A 17,896-nucleotide genomic window follows, 5' to 3' on the forward strand; every position below is an offset into this window, starting at 1 on the left:
CACATAGATAGAGGAATACGTCATGATTAGTCTAAGTGATTTACGACAATTTAAACAACAAGGGCGTAAATTTTCATGTCTTACTTGTTATGATGCAAGTATGGCTAAGGCAATGGAACTTGCTGAAGTCGATACCATTTTAATTGGTGATTCTCTGGGTATGGCGATTCAGGGACGTGATTCTACTTTACCGGTCACTGTTGAAGATATGGCTTATCATACTGCGGCTGTGCGTCGTGGTAATCAACATGCTTTGATTATGACTGATCTTCCATTTATGAGTTATGCGACTTTAAATGATGCATTACATAACTCAAGATTAGTAATGCAAGCTGGTGCACAAGTCATCAAAATTGAAGGCGGTGCTTGGCTAAGTGAAACTGTGAGTGTTTTGACACGGAATGGTGTGCCTGTCTGTGTGCATTTAGGTTTAACACCACAATCAGTGCATGTTTTAGGTGGTTATAAGTTACAAGCGAAAACCCGTGAAGCAGCTGATCAATTAATCGCAGATTGTAAAGCTGTTGTGGAGGCTGGTGCTGCATTGTTATTGCTTGAATGTGTTCCAGCTCAGCTGGGTCAAGAGATTGCTGAGCTATTCCCAACAGTACCTGTGATTGGTATTGGTGCAGGGGTTGCGACGGATGGTCAAGTTCTAGTAGTACAAGATATGTTAGGCTTAACTTTTGGTAAGGTGGCGCGTTTTGTGCGTAACTTTATGAAAGAGCAAGCTGGAGAAACAGCAATTATGGATGCATTTAAAGCGTATCATGTTGCGGTATTAGATCAATCCTTTCCAGCCAAAGAACATACTTTCCAAGTCGAGCTGTAAATATGAAAACAGAAACCAGCATACAAGGATTATCTGCATCACTTAATCCAGCTCGCTCGGCACGTAAAATTATTGGTTTTATTCCAACTATGGGCAATCTTCACGAAGGACATTTAAACTTAGTCCGTGAAGCACGTAAGCTCTGTGATGTTGTCGTGGTCAGTATTTTTGTGAATCCAATTCAATTTGGCCCGAATGAAGACTTTGATAATTATCCACGTACTTTAGAGCAAGATAGTCATCTGTTAGCAGAGGTTGGTTGTGATATTGTTTTTGCGCCTTCTGTCGAGCAAATGTATGGTCATCATCCTCGCTTGACCAATATTCGTGTTGGCGAAATCACCAATGATTTGTGTGGTTTGCAACGTCCAGGTCATTTTGATGGCGTAGCAGTTGTGGTCACTAAACTGTTTAATATTGTACAACCCAATTATGCTTTTTTTGGGCAAAAAGATTATCAACAATTGGCTGTGATCAAACAATTGGTCCGTGATTTAAATATGCCAATTGAGGTGATTGGTGTACCGATTGCACGTGCTGAAGATGGTTTGGCATTGAGTTCTCGTAATGGATATTTAAGCGCAGAGCATCGCCAAATTGCACCAGTGATCTATCAATCGTTAAAACAAGCTGAACAAGATTTACATGCGGGGAAGGCGTTACTTGATGTGCTTACTGAAATTCGCATGCAACTTACACAAGCGGGTTTTGTGGTTGATTATGTAGAAGCTCGTACGCCGATGTTGCAAAAAAGTGATCAATTTGATCAGGATATTGTATTGTTTGTAGCTGCAAAAATTGGTAATACACGTTTGATTGATAATTTGCAGATCAAACATATTCTCTAAAACGTTTAATTTTAGGATCGCCATGCCATGAAACGCATACTTATCGTAACAGGACAATCTGGTTCGGGTAAGTCATCTGCTTTACAGGTGCTTGAAGATTTAGGTTATTACTGCATTGATAATTTGCCTTTGGCATTGCTTCCTGAAATTGTCGAAAAGTTGGATAAAGAAAATAATCTAGAGCAATTAGCTTTGGGTGTTGATGTGCGCAGTACCCGCGCTGATCTACAAGAGTTTGACCATGTTTTTCAACAATTACAAAAATTTGGTTCAGTTGATGTAATTTATCTAACGACTCAAGATCAGGGCTTAATTTCCAGATTTAGTGCGTCAAGACGACCGCATCCGCTCTCTAATCGTTTTCAAAGTTTGAATGAATGTATTCAAGAAGAAAAAAATTTACTGTTGCCAATACAGCTGAGAGCGACAGTACATATAGATACTAGTGATAAAAGTGTGCATGACTTAAAAGATATCCTGTTGTCGAAATTGGGACAGTCAGATAAACTAATCTTAATTCTACAGTCATTCGGTTATAAGCACGGTATTCCTTTAGATGCCGATTTTGTGTTTGATGTTCGCCATTTGCCAAATCCACATTGGGATTTGGAGCTTCGTAAATATTCTGGCTTAGATGCGCCAGTACGAAAATTCTTGGAAAATAGTGAGCAAACCAATGAAATGTTTGAAGATATTAACAAATTCTTAGATAAATGGTTGCCTGCATTTTCAGAAGGACATCGTCATTATATTACTGTGTCAATTGGCTGTACGGGTGGGCAACATCGTTCCGTTTATATCGTGGATAGATTAAAAAAGGCTTTAGAGTCAAAATGGTCTATTCAGGTCTTACATAGGGAAATGAAGCACTGGTCATGATTGACACAACTGTTGACGTAATTAATAAATTAGGATTACATGCGCGGGCATCTGGAAAGCTAATAGAAGTCACTACTAAATTTCGATCATCGATTCAAATTGGTAAGGGCGACAAATTAGTCGATGCCAAGAACATTCTTTCTTTACTTATGCTGGGAGCGGGTAAAGGAACCACTTTGCGTCTAGTGATTGATGGTACAGATGAAGAAAAAGCTTTATCTGAAGTTCAAGCACTTTTCGCTGATAAATTTTACGAGGCAGAATAATCGTGGCACGTCGTACGCAACGTTTTACTGAAGATGATTTCGATTCTTTAGATGGACGTGCAAGTAAAACCGAACAGAAGAAAGCTGTGCATCGCATGGCTGCTCTTGGTGCACAACTCGCAGAGTTGTCAAAAAAGAAGATTGAACAACTTCCTGTAGAAGAACGTTTAATTGATGCATTGTTAGAGGTGCAACAGATTACGTCATTTGAAGCACGTCGTCGTCAATTTTTACGTATTGGTAAGTTGTTGCGAAATGAAGATGAAACGGTCATTTTATCTTATTTAACGCCGCAACAAGGCCTCAAAAAAACAGCACAATTGCTACGTTGGGTCGACCGTATGATTGCGCAGGGAGATCCTGCCATTAAAGAATTTATTAAAATTTATAATGCAGCAGAACATCATGCCATTCGTCAGCATATTTTGCGTATCCAACGTGATATTAAGCAAGAACTTGGCGAGGAGGCTGTTGCTGAATCTAAACTCAAGTTGGTGAATTATACTCAACAAGTCGCCTTGATTTCTGATAACAGCTAATCAATTGTGAGAAAAAGATAAAAAACGACCTCGAGGGTCGTTTTTTATTGGATTGAAAATAGGGGGGATATTTTAACTTCAGAAATAAGATATAAATATCACATGGATTTTGTACTTTGAAGTTGAGTTTATTTTAATTAAGTTGAAGACTTTTTTATAACGGTCAAGGTTATATGATTCATAGACATATAATGTAATCTAAATATGTTTTTTATTTTTAATCAAAGCGAAGTGTGATGCATTCAGCTTTTTATTTTTATCACATGTTATAATTAAACAGTAACTTCTAATAAAAAAATGACCTTTAAAGAGAACAGTAATGAAATTTATTCTTCCCATTATTATTTTAACCAGTTTATTTTTAACCGCTTGCACATCGAATCAGCCTGTTGCACATTCAACGCAGAATATGCTGAATCAAAAGTTTATTGATGAGTTGAAAAACGGTGCTCCCTTATATTTTAATAAAAACTCTTCCGAAATTGACTCAAAGTATCTCATTTATTTGTCTGCTGCTGCGGAAGTATTGAATCGTAATCCACATTTTATTTTGGCTCTACAAGGTCATACCGATAGTAGTGGTTCTGCCAGCACCAATAAACGGATTGCGTATACCAGAGCGAATGCGATACGCAGTGAGTTAGTGACACAATATGGTGTTTCCGCTGAGCAAGTGACTGTAGAAGGAGTTGGGTCAGTCAACCCAATTGCTTCAAATGATACCGCTGATGGGCGTGCGCTGAATAGACGTGTGGTGGCAACACTGAAAATTAAATAATCTATAATTTCATAGATGTCTGAGGGTAACTTTAAAAGTTGGCTTCATTGTTAGGGCTTAGAGTTAATCCTTAATATATAGAAAATAATAGAGCCTATTGTGAGATATGTTGCATTTCAGTCTAATGTTCTTCTGTGTAGTGTGTATTTAAAATGAGCCAGCTGAATGATGAATGTATATACTTTAATTCTATTTTTAAATAATCAATATTTTCTAAACATGAAAAAAGCAGCCCATGAGCTGCTTTAAATTATATTGGTATTTATTCTTTATCGATATCGAAGGGTTGAACATCCATCTCTTGGTATGGAATAAGCTTGGTTTTGTATTTCCACTTATAACCTAACCAAATGATCAGGAAGAGTGGGATGCTGATATATGTCGATAAAACACTCATCCATTCTCCATCGAGTGCAGCTTGATAATTTTGTCCCAAGACCACAATAGTACACAGGATAAAAGCAAACCAAGGTGCAAAAGGAAAGAATTTGGCACTGTAAGCTAAATCTTCAAGCTTATGGCCTTGTGCTAAATAACCTTTACGGAAACGATAGTGTGAAATGGCAATGCCTAGCCATACGATGAAACCACACATCCCAGACATATTTAGCAACCAAGTAAAGACTTGTTGTTCACCAATAAAGGTCGTTAAGAAGCAAAGAGCTGCAATGATGGTTGTTGCATAAAGTGCATTCATCGGTACGCCACGAACATCTAATTGGGCAAACCACTTCGGTGCACGGCCTTTGCGCGCCATGTCAAACAACATACGTGTCGATGAATACATGCCTGAATTACCTGCAGATAAAATTGCAGTTAAAATTACGGCATTCATTAAACCCGCAGCAAAAGCTAATCCTGCTTTTTCGTACAATAAGGTAAATGGTGAAAGGGTAATATTACCATCACCTACCGCAGCCAACTTTAAGTTTGGATCTGTATACGCAACTAATGTACCAATAATGAAAATACACAAAATATAGAACAGTAGAATGCGCCAGAATATTTGTTTAATTGCAATTGGAATTGTTTTCTTCGGATCTTTAGATTCGCCCGCTGCAACACCAACCATCTCGGTGCCTTGGAAAGAAAATCCAGCAATCATGGCAACACCAACCAAGGCTTGAAAGCCACCCACAAATGGAGCTTCGCCAATGGTCCAGTTCTTCAAAATGCTTTGTGTTGGATCAAGCATGATTTTACCAATCATGAATAAGCCAATCACAATAAAGACAATGATGGCAATCACTTTGACTAATGAAAAGAGGAATTCACTTTCACCAAATCCTTTTACGGTTAGTGCATTAATAAAGAAAATGATTGCAAGGAACAGCGCACTCCACCAAAAACCAGGTATATCGGGGAACCAAAATTTCATGATGAATTGTACCGCAACCAATTCAAAAGCAACGGTAATGGCCCAGTTATACCAATAGTTCCAGCCTAGTGCGAAACCAAAACCTTCTTCTACGTATTTGGTTCCATAGGTGAAAAATGCACCTGAGGTTGGATTATGTGTAGCAAGCTCACCTAGACTGGTCATTAAGAAATAAATCATTAAACCAATGAGCGCATAAGCGAGTAATGCACCACCAGGACCAGCTGTTGCAATGGTTTGACCAGAGGCGAGGAATAATCCTGTACCAATAGAACCACCAATGGCAATCATATTTAAGTGTCGCGCCCCAAGCTTACGCTTGAGTTGCTGATGATCTGTTTCGCTCATCGTTCTTCCTTAAGATTTTTTTGAGTGTTGGCGAACAGCACTTTAAAGCCTTGTTGATCTGCTTTAGTCGTACATCGACTAAAGTTTTGTTCAATGAGTAATGGGTAATTTAGAAAGCGGTTTGCGACCATCCATAATTCACCACCGGATTTTAAATGACGACGCGCAGTTTTACATAAATTTTCACTGGCATTGTAATCGGTATGAATCCCTTGATGGAATGGAGGATTACTGACGATGGCGTGCAAAAATAGCGGTGCATCCTCAATACCTGAGACTGCCTTAATTTCAAGTTGTTCGAGCGGCAGATTATTTTTTTCAAAGGTCATTTGAGTAGAAGCCAAAGCAAAGGCATCGACATCTAAAGCAAAGATACGGTTCTTCGGATTCAATTTTGAAAGGTAAGCGCTAATCACGCCAGCACCACAGCCAAAATCTGCTATTTTCCCTGAAGTGACTTGAGATAAAAAAGGCAGTAAAACAGCAGTACCAATATCTAAACGATTTTGACTAAATACACCGGGAAGCGCACAGATGCTTAACTCGCCATTTGGTGTAGTCACTGTATATTCTTGTGCCCAATCTGCTAAGGCTTTGGTTTTAATAGTTGATTCAATGGTCATTTGCCACATTTGACAATGGCGTGCGCTATCTAATTTAAGCGTAGGGCCATAAGGTTGTAATTGCTTTGCAGCACGTTCAACCCCACTTTTCTTTTCCCCAACCAAGAAAATAGAACTACCTTTGGTTAAGCGACTGACTAAATTATGCAGAATATAATTAAGTAATTCTTTTGATTTCGGTACAAAAACAATAGCCTGATCGAAATTTCCTTCTGGAAGATCGACCCCAAAATGTACATTCGCTTGTTGATTTTGGAAAAACAGAAACTCGTTGTGATTCCATGTCCACAATACAGGTTCGATGTCATGTGCTAAATTCGAAAGCAAGTCATCTGTAGGTGCATTAACCAATAATACACGTCCAGAAAGATAGTCATGCTGTCGAATGACAACTTCACTTTTGGGCTCCATTTTTACCATCCATCATCAAATTTAAGAACGATAATGCCCAGTCTATAAGCTGGGCATCCTCAGCAAATGATTCATTATTTTTTGTTTGCAGGCAACACAATATTTAAAATTAGTGCTGCAATACCACCAGTAGCCACACCTGAGCTGAAAATATTTCTAACTAATTCAGGTAGATGTTCTAAAATTTGCGGTACTTGTGCAACACCTAGGCCTAGACCTAGGGAAATAGCAATAATGAGTAATGCACGACGATCAAGCTGAACACCTGAAAGGATATTGATGCCTGAAGCTGCAACAGCACCAAACATTACCATCACAGCACCGCCCAATACGGCTTGTGGTACGGCTTGAATAATACCTGCTACGGCAGGGAAGAGTCCAAGGATCACCAGTAATATGGCAATCCAAATGCCGACATAACGGCTTGCTACGCCAGTCAGTTGAATGACGCCATTATTTTGTGCAAAAACTGAACTTGGGAAAGTGTTGAAAATACCAGCAAGGAATGAGTTGGCACCATTGACCAAGACGCCACCTTTAATACGTTCCATCCATACTGGTCCATCTACAGGCTGATTCGATATTTTTGAGGTTGCAGTGACATCACCAATCGCTTCCAAAGAAGTGACGAGATAAATAAATGCCATAGGGATAAATAAGCCCCAATCGAAGCTAAGACCAAAATGCATTGGAGTTGGAAGTTGAATTAATGGTGCTTCTTTAAGGCCTGAAAAATCTAAATAACCCATGAATCCAGCAACAATATAACCAATCACCAGTGCAATAAGAATGGCTGAACTTTTTACCCAAACAATACGAACACGATTTAATAAAATGATGATTGCTAATACTGTGCAAGACATAATTAAATTATCTGTGCTTGCAAAAGTCTGATTAGACATGGCTTGATAACCACCACCCATACTGATTAAGCCTTCCTTAATTAAGGTTAAGCCAATCAATAGCACCACAATACCAGTCACTAAAGGGGTAATCAGTTTTTTAACCAATGGTAAAATACGTGATACGCCCATTTCAATAAATGAACCAGCAATCACCACACCAAAAATTGCAGCCATGACATCATTAACGGGGACACCTGAAGCAACCATGGCTGAACCAATACCAATCATGGGGCCGATAAAGTTAAAACTTGTGCCCTGAACGATCAGTAAGCCTGCGCCAAAAGGTCCAACTTTTTTACATTGTAAGAAAGTTGCCACACCTGAGATCACTAATGACATCGACAAAATCATATTGGTATCTTGTTTTGATACACCTAATGCCAAACAGATCAGTAAACCTGGAGTAACAATTGGGACAATAATGGCAAGTAAATGCTGTAATGCAGCAAAAAAAGCGATAAGCGGTTTAGGGCGATCGTTCAAACCATAGACAAGATCTATCTGACCTTGTTGGTCGGGAGAGCTATTTAAATCAGACATGAGAGTGTTGGTGCAGCAGGAATTTGGCGCTATTCTAGTCGAGTTACACACCTTTACAAAATAAAAAGACACAATTCATTAAAAAAACTTGTAACTGTCCATAAACTGTCACTACTAAAAGTGAGTATTTTTCTGTATAATTTGCCCTCAAATTTAAAGCGTATCGAATTTACATGTCAGATATTAAAACTCTCCGTAACATTGCCATTATTGCGCACGTCGATCATGGTAAAACGACTTTGGTCGACAAACTTTTGCAACAGTCAGGTGCTCTCGGTGATCGCGCGGGTGAGATCGAGCGTGTCATGGATTCTAATGCGCTAGAGTCTGAGCGTGGTATTACCATCCTTGCAAAAAACACTGCAATCAAGTGGTTAGATAAACGTACTAATACTGAATACCGCATTAATATCGTCGACACCCCAGGACATGCTGACTTCGGTGGTGAAGTTGAACGTGTAATGTCTATGGTTGACTGTGTACTTCTTCTTGTTGACTCACAAGACGGTCCAATGCCGCAAACTCGCTTCGTAACGTCTAAAGCGTTTGCTCGTGGTTTGAAACCAATTGTTGTATTAAATAAAGTTGACCGTCCAGGCGCACGTCCGGATTGGGTAATGGATCAAGTATTTGATTTGTTCGACAACCTTGGTGCAACTGATGAACAGTTAGACTTCCCAGTGGTTTATGCTTCAGGCTTAAACGGTATTGCTGGTCGTGCTGTTGACGAACTTGCTCCAGATATGACGCCATTGTTTGAAACCATCGTTGACATCGTTGAACCACCTCAGGTTGACGTTGATGGTCCATTCCAAATGCAAATTTCATCTCTTGACTATAATAGTTTCGTAGGTGTAATCGGTATTGGCCGTATTCAACGCGGTTCTGTGAAAACAAATACACAAGTAACTGTAATTGATAAAGACGGCAAAACACGTAACGGCCGTATCTTAAAAATCATGGGTTACCATGGTCTTGACCGTGTAGATGTTGAAGATGCTTCTGCTGGTGATATCGTATGTATTACTGGTCTTGATGCACTTCATATTTCTGACACGATTTGTGATCCGAAAAATGTTGAAGCAATGCCACCATTGTCTGTAGATGAACCTACAGTTTCGATGACATTCCAAGTCAACAACTCGCCGTTTGCTGGTCGCGAAGGTAAATTCGTAACTTCACGTAATATTCGTGAACGTCTAGACCGCGAATTAATTCATAACGTAGCATTACGTGTTGAAGATACTGATTCTCCAGACCGTTTCAAAGTATCTGGTCGTGGTGAGCTTCATTTGTCTGTTCTTATTGAGAACATGCGTCGTGAAGGCTTCGAAATGGGTGTATCTCGTCCAGAAGTAATCATGAAAGAAATTGATGGCGAAATTCAAGAACCATTTGAAAATGTAACTTTTGACGTTGAAGAACAACATCAAGGTTCAATCATGGAGCAAATGGGCTTCCGTAAAGGCGAAATGACCAATATGGAACTTGACGGCAAAGGCCGTATCCGTATTGAAGCAACTGTTCCTTCACGTGGCTTAATCGGTTTCCGTTCTGAATTCTTAACCATTACTTCTGGTACTGGTATTATGACTTCAAGCTTCTCTCATTATGGTAAAGCGAAAGCGGGTACTGTAGCGAAGCGTCAAAACGGTGTACTTGTTTCAATGGTGAACGGTACTTGCTTAGCGTTTGCATTGTTCACATTGCAAGACCGTGGTCGTCTATTTGCTGAACCACAGTTAGAAGTTTATGAAGGTATGATTGTTGGTATGAACTCACGTTCTGACGACATGACTGTTAACCCAACTAAAGCGAAACAGTTAACCAACATGCGTGCATCTGGTACAGATGAAGCGTTGACGTTAACGCCTGCAATTCGTTTCACGCTTGAACAAGCACTTGAGTTTGTTGAAGATGATGAATTAGTTGAAGTAACACCTAAATCTATTCGTATCCGTAAACGTTGGTTGACTGAAAACGAACGTAAACGTAACCGTGGTAAATAATTTGTAATTCGCCACGTTTATTTAAAAAGCCGCAACGCTGTTGATCAGGGTTGCGGCTTTTTTGTATAAAAATGACTACAATCTATTGGAAAGTTTGAAAAACCGAGTAAATTAGGTGGAAATACATATGCATAACTAATGTATAGGTTGTTATAAAAAATAGATAAGCAAAAATTCTGGAGGTTGATATGAGTATTGTTCAAGAATTTAAAGAATTTGCCATTAAAGGCAATATGATGGATTTAGCGATTGGTGTCATCATCGGTGGTGCTTTTAGTAAAATTATCGATTCGTTGGTTAAAGATATTATTATGCCTTTGATTTCTATTATCACGGGCGGTGGTGTAGATTTTACGCAAAAATTTATTGTACTAGGGAGTAATCCGAATAACTTACAGTCCTTAGATGCATTACAAAAAGCAGGGGTTAATGTACTGACCTATGGTAACTTTTTGACAGTTTTCCTGAACTTCCTTATTTTGGCATGGGTTGTGTTCTTGATGGTCAAAGGAATTAATCGTTTACGTAAACCTCAAGAAGCGGCTGCCGCTGCAACGCCTGAAGATGTTGCATTACTTCGTGAAATTCGTGATGAATTGAAACGTCGCCCACAATAATAAGATCGATCTGTTCTATTTTAAAACGGTACTTTTGAGTGCCGTTTTTTATGTGTAGGATGATGCTTAAATGGTATAAAAATATAAAGAGGCAACTATGATGCACAGAAACATGATTGTACTTTGCATGGTGATGGGCGTGTTGGCATGTTCTGAGCCGCAGAAAACTGAAAATAAAAATGCACCATTAGAAAAAAAACAGTTAACGTTTGGAGAGATGCCCAATGAGCAAACAAAATACGAAACCATTACAACACAAGCTTTGGCAGGAAATGATGCAGCTTTGGTTGCCTTACAGACACAATTAATCAAAGACCAGTTTGAATTTAATGAAAGGGACAGTGGAAATTCATGGTCGATACATGATTGTCAAAATAATATGATTATTGATGTTAAAGGTGAGGGCGTGAGTACATACACGGCCAAAAGTAAGATCGGTGTTGGTGAAAAGGGTAATGACTTCCCAGATTTTTTGTTACTCACATTTGAGTTTCCAAGCATTGCAGAAACGACTGCAAAATTTAAAATATTAGATGATGCAGTACATTCTGGCGGTGGATTTTGTAATGGTAAAGTACCAGCAACAGTCGTGATGAGTGGGAATATGATTTTCTACTTTACGACACGGTCAGAAAACTTCCGCGACTATATTTATCGCTATGCAGCTATTGTTCAAAATTTAAAAAATCAACCCGCTACGGAGGCGCAGTATTAAATAATGAGTGAGAACTGAATTAGAAGTCCATTCGAAATTTAATTTCTAATAAATGCCAACCAAATTGGCTTTTGATTGGACCATGTAATTCATTTTCTTTTAAAGTAAAGACGGCTTTATCAATAGGTGTAACCAGTTGCCCTTTTTTGATTTCACCTAGTTCACCGCCTTTTTTTGAAGATGGGCAGGTTGAATGTTGTTTGGCAATTTTTGCAAAATCTGCACCGGACAGGATTTTCTTTTTCAGTTGTTCTGCTAAATCTTTATCTTTAACGAGAATATGACGCACGATAGCCGTTTTCATTGGTTTTTACCTTGAACAGATTTTGAAGCTTTTACTGTGATTTGACTGGGTTTTAGGGGTTGGCATTGTGGACAGAAAACACTAGCGCGTTGACCGAGTTTTAGATTTTCTAACGTCGTTTCGCAATTGACACACATTTCACCTGTACGGCCATAGGCGAGTAAGGTTTGTTGAAAATAGCCATTCTCACCCATCGCATTACTATAGTCACGTAGGGTTGAACCACCTAGATCAATGGCTTGTTTTAGAATACGTTTAATTTCGGATACTAATTTTTCAATTTGATGCATGCTCAAACTAGAAGCGGGTTGAGCAGGATGAATGCCCAAATGAAACAAACTTTCTGTCGCATAAATATTGCCAACACCCACCATCACGTGATTATCCATGATCGCAACTTTGATGCCGACATTTTTCGATTTGAGTTTATCAGCTAAATATGCAGCATTAAACGAGTCACTCAACGGCTCAGGTCCTAGCGTATCAATCAGTTTACTTTGACTGTGTTGATCTAACCATAAAATACAGCCAAAGCGACGTGGATCATGATAACGGAGTTGTATATCTTCAAATTGAATCATTACATGATCATGTTTACGTAGTTCGGTATCTGATTCACATAATCTAAAACTACCCGACATGCCTAAATGCCAAAGCATCGTATCGTGTTCAAATTCTGCCAGAATATATTTAGAACGTCGTGTGAGTTGAATTAATTTTTGTCCTTCCAATCTAGTCATATCTTCAGGAATTGCCCAGCGCAGTCTAGATTCACGTACTTGAACTGAAACCACCTTTTGACCAATTAAAGGTAATAGACTGGTTTTGGTGGTTTCTACTTCGGGTAATTCAGGCATTGAGTTCTCAACAGGCATGCTTCAAGCGATATAGCTTATTGTAATCAAGATCGACTCGTCTATAAAGTTGTAGGATCAACATTTGGCATTCAGCAAAGTGTGGCTAGATTTTGTCAGTAAAAACTTAGTCTTTAGAGTCGCTGCAAATTTGCGGAAAATTTCATTCTGTTTTTATATAAATAATTGTTATTAATAATAAAGTTAATGTATAACTTTTGGTTTGTGTATTCATAAAAATAAGCTGATAGTGAAAATTAAAAAAATATGTAATTTTCTCATTAATTTGTTGTATTTAAACGGTTACAAACTGAATAAATACAATGCTTATTGTTATTTAAAAGAAAGATATTTCAACTATAAAGCAAATATTTTGATGTTCTTAAATGGCGATTGATTTGAAAATTTTCCCAGAATATAAGGTTTCTTATGAAAAAAAATGTGCTTTCGGTATTGGCCATATTAATCACAGCATTAATGTCACAAACACATGCTCAAAATGCATTTGATTCTAATGGGACAACCATGACAGGGGATTGGAATGGCACGCGCACTATGCTGGCTGAGCAGGGAATGAAATTCGATGCCAATATTGCGCTGGATAGTTCTTATTTAGTCGATGGTGGTTATGATGCTCATCAAGCTGCAACCTTTGCGAGTCAATTCTGGTTAGGAACAACGCTTGATATGAATAAACTTGCTGGATGGCAAGGGACAACGATTCGTGCCGTAATTACTGCACGTCAAGGTCAAAGTACGACCGTAAATGGCATTCAAAATCCTACAGCACCACAATGGGCCAATTCCCAAGCAAATTGGGGCCGTGGTAATTCGGGTAGCCGTTTAAGTGAGTTATCGATTGAGAAAAATTTTGCAGAGCAAGGTGTGAATGTCAAAGTGGGTCGTTTAGGACTGGGTACTGACTTTGATACGATGGCATGTGATTTCCAGAGTAATGCATTTTGTGCTGCACAGATGGGGAAATGGCAAGGCAAAATTTGGTACAACACACCTGTTTCGCAATGGGGAGGGCGTGTCAAATATCAAATGAATCCTGAACTTTTTGCACAAGTGGGCATCTATGAATACAACCCTGAAAATGTATTAGAGCGTCATGGTTGGAATTTAGATACTCGTCATGCTGATGGTGTCAATATTCCAGCAGAAGTGGTGTGGTCGCCAAAACAAGCCGTAAATGCATTACCCGGCAGCTATCGTTTTGGTGTGTTATATAACACCGCAGATGAGGCAAAGAATCAATATGATATTGCCTATAAAGCAGGGACTGTTGCTGAAGATCGTACCTATGGTGGCTGGATCGCTTTTGAACAACAATTAACGTCAGTAGGGACAGGTCGTCGTGGTTTACATAGTTTTGGTAATTTTACTTTTCATGATCGTACCACCACAGCCGTGGATCAGTCACAGCAATTGGGTTTGAAATATATTGGGGTATTTGATTCACAGCCCAATGATATTTTAGGTTTAGCCGTCAACCGTGTGCATCTGAATGATCGTTACCGCGATACAAAAGCCATCTTGAATAAAAGTGCTGAGTATAATATTGAATTAAATTATTCATATTATCCTGCTAAATGGTTGATGCTTCGTCCTTTAGTACAGTATGTGGTGCATCCTGGTGCGACAGATAAAGTGGACAATGCATTGGTCATTGGTTTTGGGTCTAAAGTTATCTTTTAAAAAAAATAGGAACATGCTTATGCAAAGTACCAGACGTTTTAAGTTATTTAAACCATCATTACTTTGCTTAACAGCGTGTATTAATCAAAATATGTATGCTGATACAGAGATGACAACCGCTGTTCAGCAACTTCCAACGATTATCATTGCCGCGACACGAACGGATAGTGATTGGCTTAAAACGCCGGCCTCGGTCTATCGAGTTGAACAAGACAACCATCAAAATAATATGGGGGTTAATCTCTCTGAAACCCTCATTGGCGTGCCGGGTTTGCAACTGAATAATCGCGAAAATTATGCACAAGATTTGCAAATTTCAATGCGTGGCTTTGGCGCACGATCAACCTTTGGTGTGCGTGGTATTCGTTTATATGTCGATGGTATTCCTGCCACAATGCCCGATGGGCAGGGACAAACTTCGAATATTGATTTAAGTAGTTTGGATCATATTGAAGTATTAGGTGGACCATTTTCTTCGCTGTATGGCAATTCTTCTGGCGGAACTATTTTAACCACAACCAAAGAAGGGCAAGGGCGTGACTCGGTCGAGTTAGGTTATGCTGGTGGCAGTCATCATAAAGGTCGTGCCAATATTCTCCTGCAAGGTGGTGCAGAAAAGTCCAATGAGCCGAGTTATGTGATTAGCTCATCTTACTTCGATACTGATGGTTATCGTGAGCATAGTGCAGCGCGAAAAGTCTTAAGTAATGCCAAATTGACATGGAACTTGGAGGATGGTTCCAAAGTAAATTGGGTGGTTAATCATGTGGATATTAATGCTGATGATCCACAAGGCTTAACCCGAGACCAATGGCAAGCCAATCCCAAGCAAGTAAATGATGCAAAAAATATTTATGATGTCCGCAAAGAAATTCAACAGACGCAGACAGGTCTGACATGGACGAAACCGATTGATGATAAGAATGAATTATATGCCATGGCATATGCAGGGCAGCGAGCCGTGACACAATATCAATCGATTCCAAGTACTGCACAAGCGAATCCTCGTCATGCGGGTGGTGTAATTGATTTTTCTCGTGATTATTATGGGACTGATTTACGTTGGACAGGCAAAGACTTATTGCCGAATACACGTTTTAGTATTGGGTTAGCCTTTGATGCGATGGATGAGGATCGTCAAGGTTATGAAAATTTTATTTTAGAGAATAATAAGCCACATTATGGTGTGAAAGGTAAATTACGCCGTGATGAGACGAATACCTTATGGAATTTAGATCCTTATTTGCAAGCCTCTTGGCAATTTTTACCGACTTGGCATATAGACACTGGTTTGCGTTATAGCAATGTCCATTACCAATCAAAAGATCATTATGTAGTGAGGAATAATGGGGATGATAGTGGTAAAACGGACTATAGCAAGCTTTTACCTTCTGCTGCTTTAACTTGGGAAATTACGCCTGAACTCACCTCCTATATCAGCTATGCACAAGGTTTTGAAACGCCAACTTTTACGGAAATGGCATATTCGAAGAATGACGGGATGAATTTTAGTTTAAAGCCAGCAAGCAGTGATAACTATGAAATTGGACTGAAATCACAAAATCAATTGGGTGATTTTACCGCAGCAGTTTTCCAGTCAAAAACTCAAAATGATATTGTTTCAGCTGGAACCCTCGATGGTCGTGCAACGTTTCGGAATGCCGATAAAACATTGCGTCAAGGCGTAGAGCTTTCTTGGAATAAGAATATATGGCGAGATCTAAATGCACAGGCGAGTTATAGCTATTTAGATGCAAAATTTGATGCGGAGGTTCCTGAAATTACTGATAGTCACGGTAAAGTCATCGCAGCTCGGGTGGCAGATGGAAATTACATTCCTGGAGTCGCCAGAAATCAGGCATATTTTGCTTTGGGATGGCGGCCAGAAATCGGCTTCAATGCAGGGGTCGATGTGCGTTATACGGACAAAATTTATGTCGATGATGTTAACTCAGATACAGCACCGAGTTATAGCGTGACCAGTGCCAATATGGGTTATGTATGGAAAAATACGGACTGGAAAATACGTACCTTTGCCCGTGTCGATAATTTGTTTGATAAAAAATATGTGGGTTCTGTCATTGTTAATGATGGTAATGGTCGCTTTTTTGAACCTGCTGATGGCATGAATTGGAATGCGGGTTTAAGCGTTATGAAAGCTTTTTAAGAGGGAATTGATGTGTCTTTATTGTTTAAACCGATTCAGTTGGGGCATTTAACGCTCGACAATAAAATTATTATTGCACCGATGTGCCAGTATTCTGCAACTGAGCAAGGTGAAATTACATATTGGCATGAGCAACAATGGGCCAATTATGCTTTGTCAGGGGCTGGCCTATGTATTGTAGAAGCTACCGCGGTTCAAGCTGAGGGCCGAATTAGCTACGCCGATTTAGGTCTTTGGAATAATACGCAGCGTGATCAGATCACGGCATTACTTAAAAAAGTAAAAACACTTTCTCCAATGCCATTTGCTATTCAGTTGGCACATGCAGGGCGGAAAGCATCAACCGATAAACCATGGGATGGACGTGGTCAACTTCCACCAGAGAGTCCTCAAGGTTGGCAGACTGTTTCTGCCAGTGACATTGGTTTTAATTCCACAGATCATCCTCCACATGCATTAAGTGGTGATGAAATTAAAGTCATTATTCAAGATTTTGCTCAGGCCGCTATACGCGCTGTTGCAGCAGGATTTGACTTGATTGAGTTACATGCGGCGCATGGTTATTTACTTCATCAATTTATGTCGCCTTTGTCTAATCGGCGTAAGGATGAATATGGGGGTAATTTTGAAAATCGGATTCGTTTAACATTAGAGGTTTTTCAGGCCATTCAACACGCTGTCCCTGAAAACTATCCTATTGGGATTCGAATTTCTGCAACAGATTGGATGGATCACGCTGAGGGATGGAATCTTGAATCGAGTGTAGGGTTAGCAAAAGCTTTAGAACAATTGGGCGCAGCTTATGTTCATGTCTCATCAGGTGGCTTACATGTTCAACAAGACATTAAAATTGGTGCTAATTATCAAGTTCCATTTGCTAAAGTGATTAAAGAAAATGTGAAAATTCCAGTGATAACTGTGGGTTTAATTACCGAGGCAGAACAAGCGGAAAATATTCTTCAAGAGGGTGAAGCGGATGCAATTGGTCTAGCCCGAGCGATATTATATGACCCACGTTGGCCATGGCATGCTGCAGCTCAACTCGGTGAAACCATTGCTATAGCTCCACAATATCTACGTTGTCAACCACATGGCTTAAAAGCACTTTTTAAAGCCTATACATAATACTATTCATTTAAAGTATTTAAGTTTTATAGAAATACTCTTTAGGATGTATTTCTA

17 protein-coding genes are annotated in these 17,896 nt (G+C 39.3%); 12 read left to right on the top strand and 5 right to left on the bottom strand.

Annotation, left to right across the window (positions count from 1 at the left end):
- Window positions 1–22: 22 nt before the first annotated feature.
- The 6 genes from panB (at window position 23) to B9T28_RS11205 (ending at window position 4,142) form a co-directional block, all read left to right on the top strand.
- Window positions 23–832 carry a 3-methyl-2-oxobutanoate hydroxymethyltransferase gene (gene panB, locus B9T28_RS11180; RefSeq protein ID WP_086204068.1) on the top strand — a complete coding sequence of 270 codons (810 nt, stop codon included), beginning with the start codon at window positions 23–25 and terminating at the stop codon, window positions 830–832.
- Window positions 833–834: 2 nt separating this feature from the next.
- Window positions 835–1,680 carry a pantoate--beta-alanine ligase gene (panC, locus tag B9T28_RS11185; protein ID WP_086204069.1) on the top strand — a complete coding sequence of 282 codons (846 nt, stop codon included), beginning with the start codon at window positions 835–837 and terminating at the stop codon, window positions 1,678–1,680.
- Window positions 1,681–1,707: 27 nt separating this feature from the next.
- Window positions 1,708–2,559, top strand: coding sequence for an RNase adapter RapZ (rapZ, locus tag B9T28_RS11190; RefSeq protein WP_086204070.1), 852 nt, complete (start codon window positions 1,708–1,710; stop codon window positions 2,557–2,559).
- Complete coding sequence (locus tag B9T28_RS11195) at window positions 2,556–2,825, top strand: HPr family phosphocarrier protein (protein ID WP_086204071.1); 270 nt, start codon at window positions 2,556–2,558, stop codon at window positions 2,823–2,825. Before rapZ ends, B9T28_RS11195 begins: the two co-directional genes overlap by 4 nt.
- Before the next feature lie 2 nt (window positions 2,826–2,827).
- Complete coding sequence (yjgA, locus tag B9T28_RS11200) at window positions 2,828–3,364, top strand: ribosome biogenesis factor YjgA (protein ID WP_086204072.1); 537 nt, start codon at window positions 2,828–2,830, stop codon at window positions 3,362–3,364.
- Between the two features lie 319 nt (window positions 3,365–3,683).
- The gene (locus B9T28_RS11205; RefSeq protein WP_086204073.1) at window positions 3,684–4,142 is read left to right on the top strand and encodes an OmpA family protein; all 459 of its coding nucleotides are present in this window, start codon (window positions 3,684–3,686) and stop codon (window positions 4,140–4,142) included.
- A gap of 262 nt (window positions 4,143–4,404) precedes the next feature.
- Here the strand turns inward: B9T28_RS11205 and B9T28_RS11210 are convergent, their stop codons facing one another.
- From B9T28_RS11210 to B9T28_RS11220, 3 genes are all read right to left on the bottom strand, one after another.
- Window positions 4,405–5,868, bottom strand: a complete 1,464-nt coding sequence (locus B9T28_RS11210; RefSeq protein ID WP_086204074.1) for an amino acid permease — start codon at window positions 5,866–5,868, stop codon at window positions 4,405–4,407.
- Window positions 5,865–6,902 (bottom strand): methyltransferase, encoded by a 1,038-nt coding sequence (locus B9T28_RS11215; RefSeq protein ID WP_086204075.1) that lies wholly within the window; start codon window positions 6,900–6,902, stop codon window positions 5,865–5,867. Before B9T28_RS11215 ends, B9T28_RS11210 begins: the two co-directional genes overlap by 4 nt.
- 74 nt (window positions 6,903–6,976) lie before the next feature.
- Window positions 6,977–8,347 carry a uracil-xanthine permease family protein gene (locus B9T28_RS11220; protein ID WP_086204076.1) on the bottom strand — a complete coding sequence of 457 codons (1,371 nt, stop codon included), beginning with the start codon at window positions 8,345–8,347 and terminating at the stop codon, window positions 6,977–6,979.
- A gap of 173 nt (window positions 8,348–8,520) precedes the next feature.
- Between B9T28_RS11220 and typA the strand changes: the two genes are divergently transcribed.
- The 3 genes from typA to B9T28_RS11235 all read left to right on the top strand — a co-directional run bounded on the left by typA (window position 8,521) and on the right by B9T28_RS11235 (window position 11,688).
- Window positions 8,521–10,356: a translational GTPase TypA gene (gene typA / locus B9T28_RS11225; protein ID WP_086204077.1), complete on the top strand. Its 1,836-nt coding sequence runs from the start codon at window positions 8,521–8,523 to the stop codon at window positions 10,354–10,356.
- A gap of 188 nt (window positions 10,357–10,544) precedes the next feature.
- The gene (gene mscL / locus B9T28_RS11230) at window positions 10,545–10,973 is read left to right on the top strand and encodes a large conductance mechanosensitive channel protein MscL (RefSeq protein ID WP_086204078.1); all 429 of its coding nucleotides are present in this window, start codon (window positions 10,545–10,547) and stop codon (window positions 10,971–10,973) included.
- Between the two features lie 97 nt (window positions 10,974–11,070).
- Entirely contained in the window at window positions 11,071–11,688 is a 618-nt protein-coding gene (locus B9T28_RS11235; protein WP_143222615.1) for a hypothetical protein, read from the top strand.
- A 19-nt stretch (window positions 11,689–11,707) separates the two neighbouring features.
- Here B9T28_RS11235 and B9T28_RS11240 read toward each other — a convergent pair whose 3' ends face one another.
- Complete coding sequence (locus B9T28_RS11240; RefSeq protein WP_086204080.1) at window positions 11,708–11,992, bottom strand: peptidylprolyl isomerase; 285 nt, start codon at window positions 11,990–11,992, stop codon at window positions 11,708–11,710.
- The gene (mutM, locus tag B9T28_RS11245; protein ID WP_086204081.1) at window positions 11,989–12,849 is read right to left on the bottom strand and encodes a bifunctional DNA-formamidopyrimidine glycosylase/DNA-(apurinic or apyrimidinic site) lyase; all 861 of its coding nucleotides are present in this window, start codon (window positions 12,847–12,849) and stop codon (window positions 11,989–11,991) included. Before mutM ends, B9T28_RS11240 begins: the two co-directional genes overlap by 4 nt.
- A gap of 426 nt (window positions 12,850–13,275) precedes the next feature.
- Here mutM and B9T28_RS11250 point away from each other — a divergent pair, with 426 nt between their 5' ends.
- From B9T28_RS11250 to B9T28_RS11260, 3 genes are read left to right on the top strand one after another with little or no spacing between them, the layout of a single operon-like run.
- Complete coding sequence (locus B9T28_RS11250) at window positions 13,276–14,547, top strand: carbohydrate porin (protein WP_086204082.1); 1,272 nt, start codon at window positions 13,276–13,278, stop codon at window positions 14,545–14,547.
- 19 nt (window positions 14,548–14,566) lie between these two features.
- A complete protein-coding gene (locus tag B9T28_RS11255; RefSeq protein WP_086204083.1) occupies window positions 14,567–16,714 on the top strand; it encodes a TonB-dependent receptor in 2,148 nt (715 codons plus the stop codon).
- 12 nt (window positions 16,715–16,726) lie between these two features.
- Window positions 16,727–17,839: an NADH:flavin oxidoreductase/NADH oxidase gene (locus tag B9T28_RS11260; protein ID WP_086204084.1), complete on the top strand. Its 1,113-nt coding sequence runs from the start codon at window positions 16,727–16,729 to the stop codon at window positions 17,837–17,839.
- Window positions 17,840–17,896 lie beyond the last annotated feature (57 nt).

It is taken from the genome of Acinetobacter silvestris, assembly GCF_002135235.1.
Lineage (GTDB): Bacteria > Pseudomonadota > Gammaproteobacteria > Pseudomonadales > Moraxellaceae > Acinetobacter > Acinetobacter silvestris.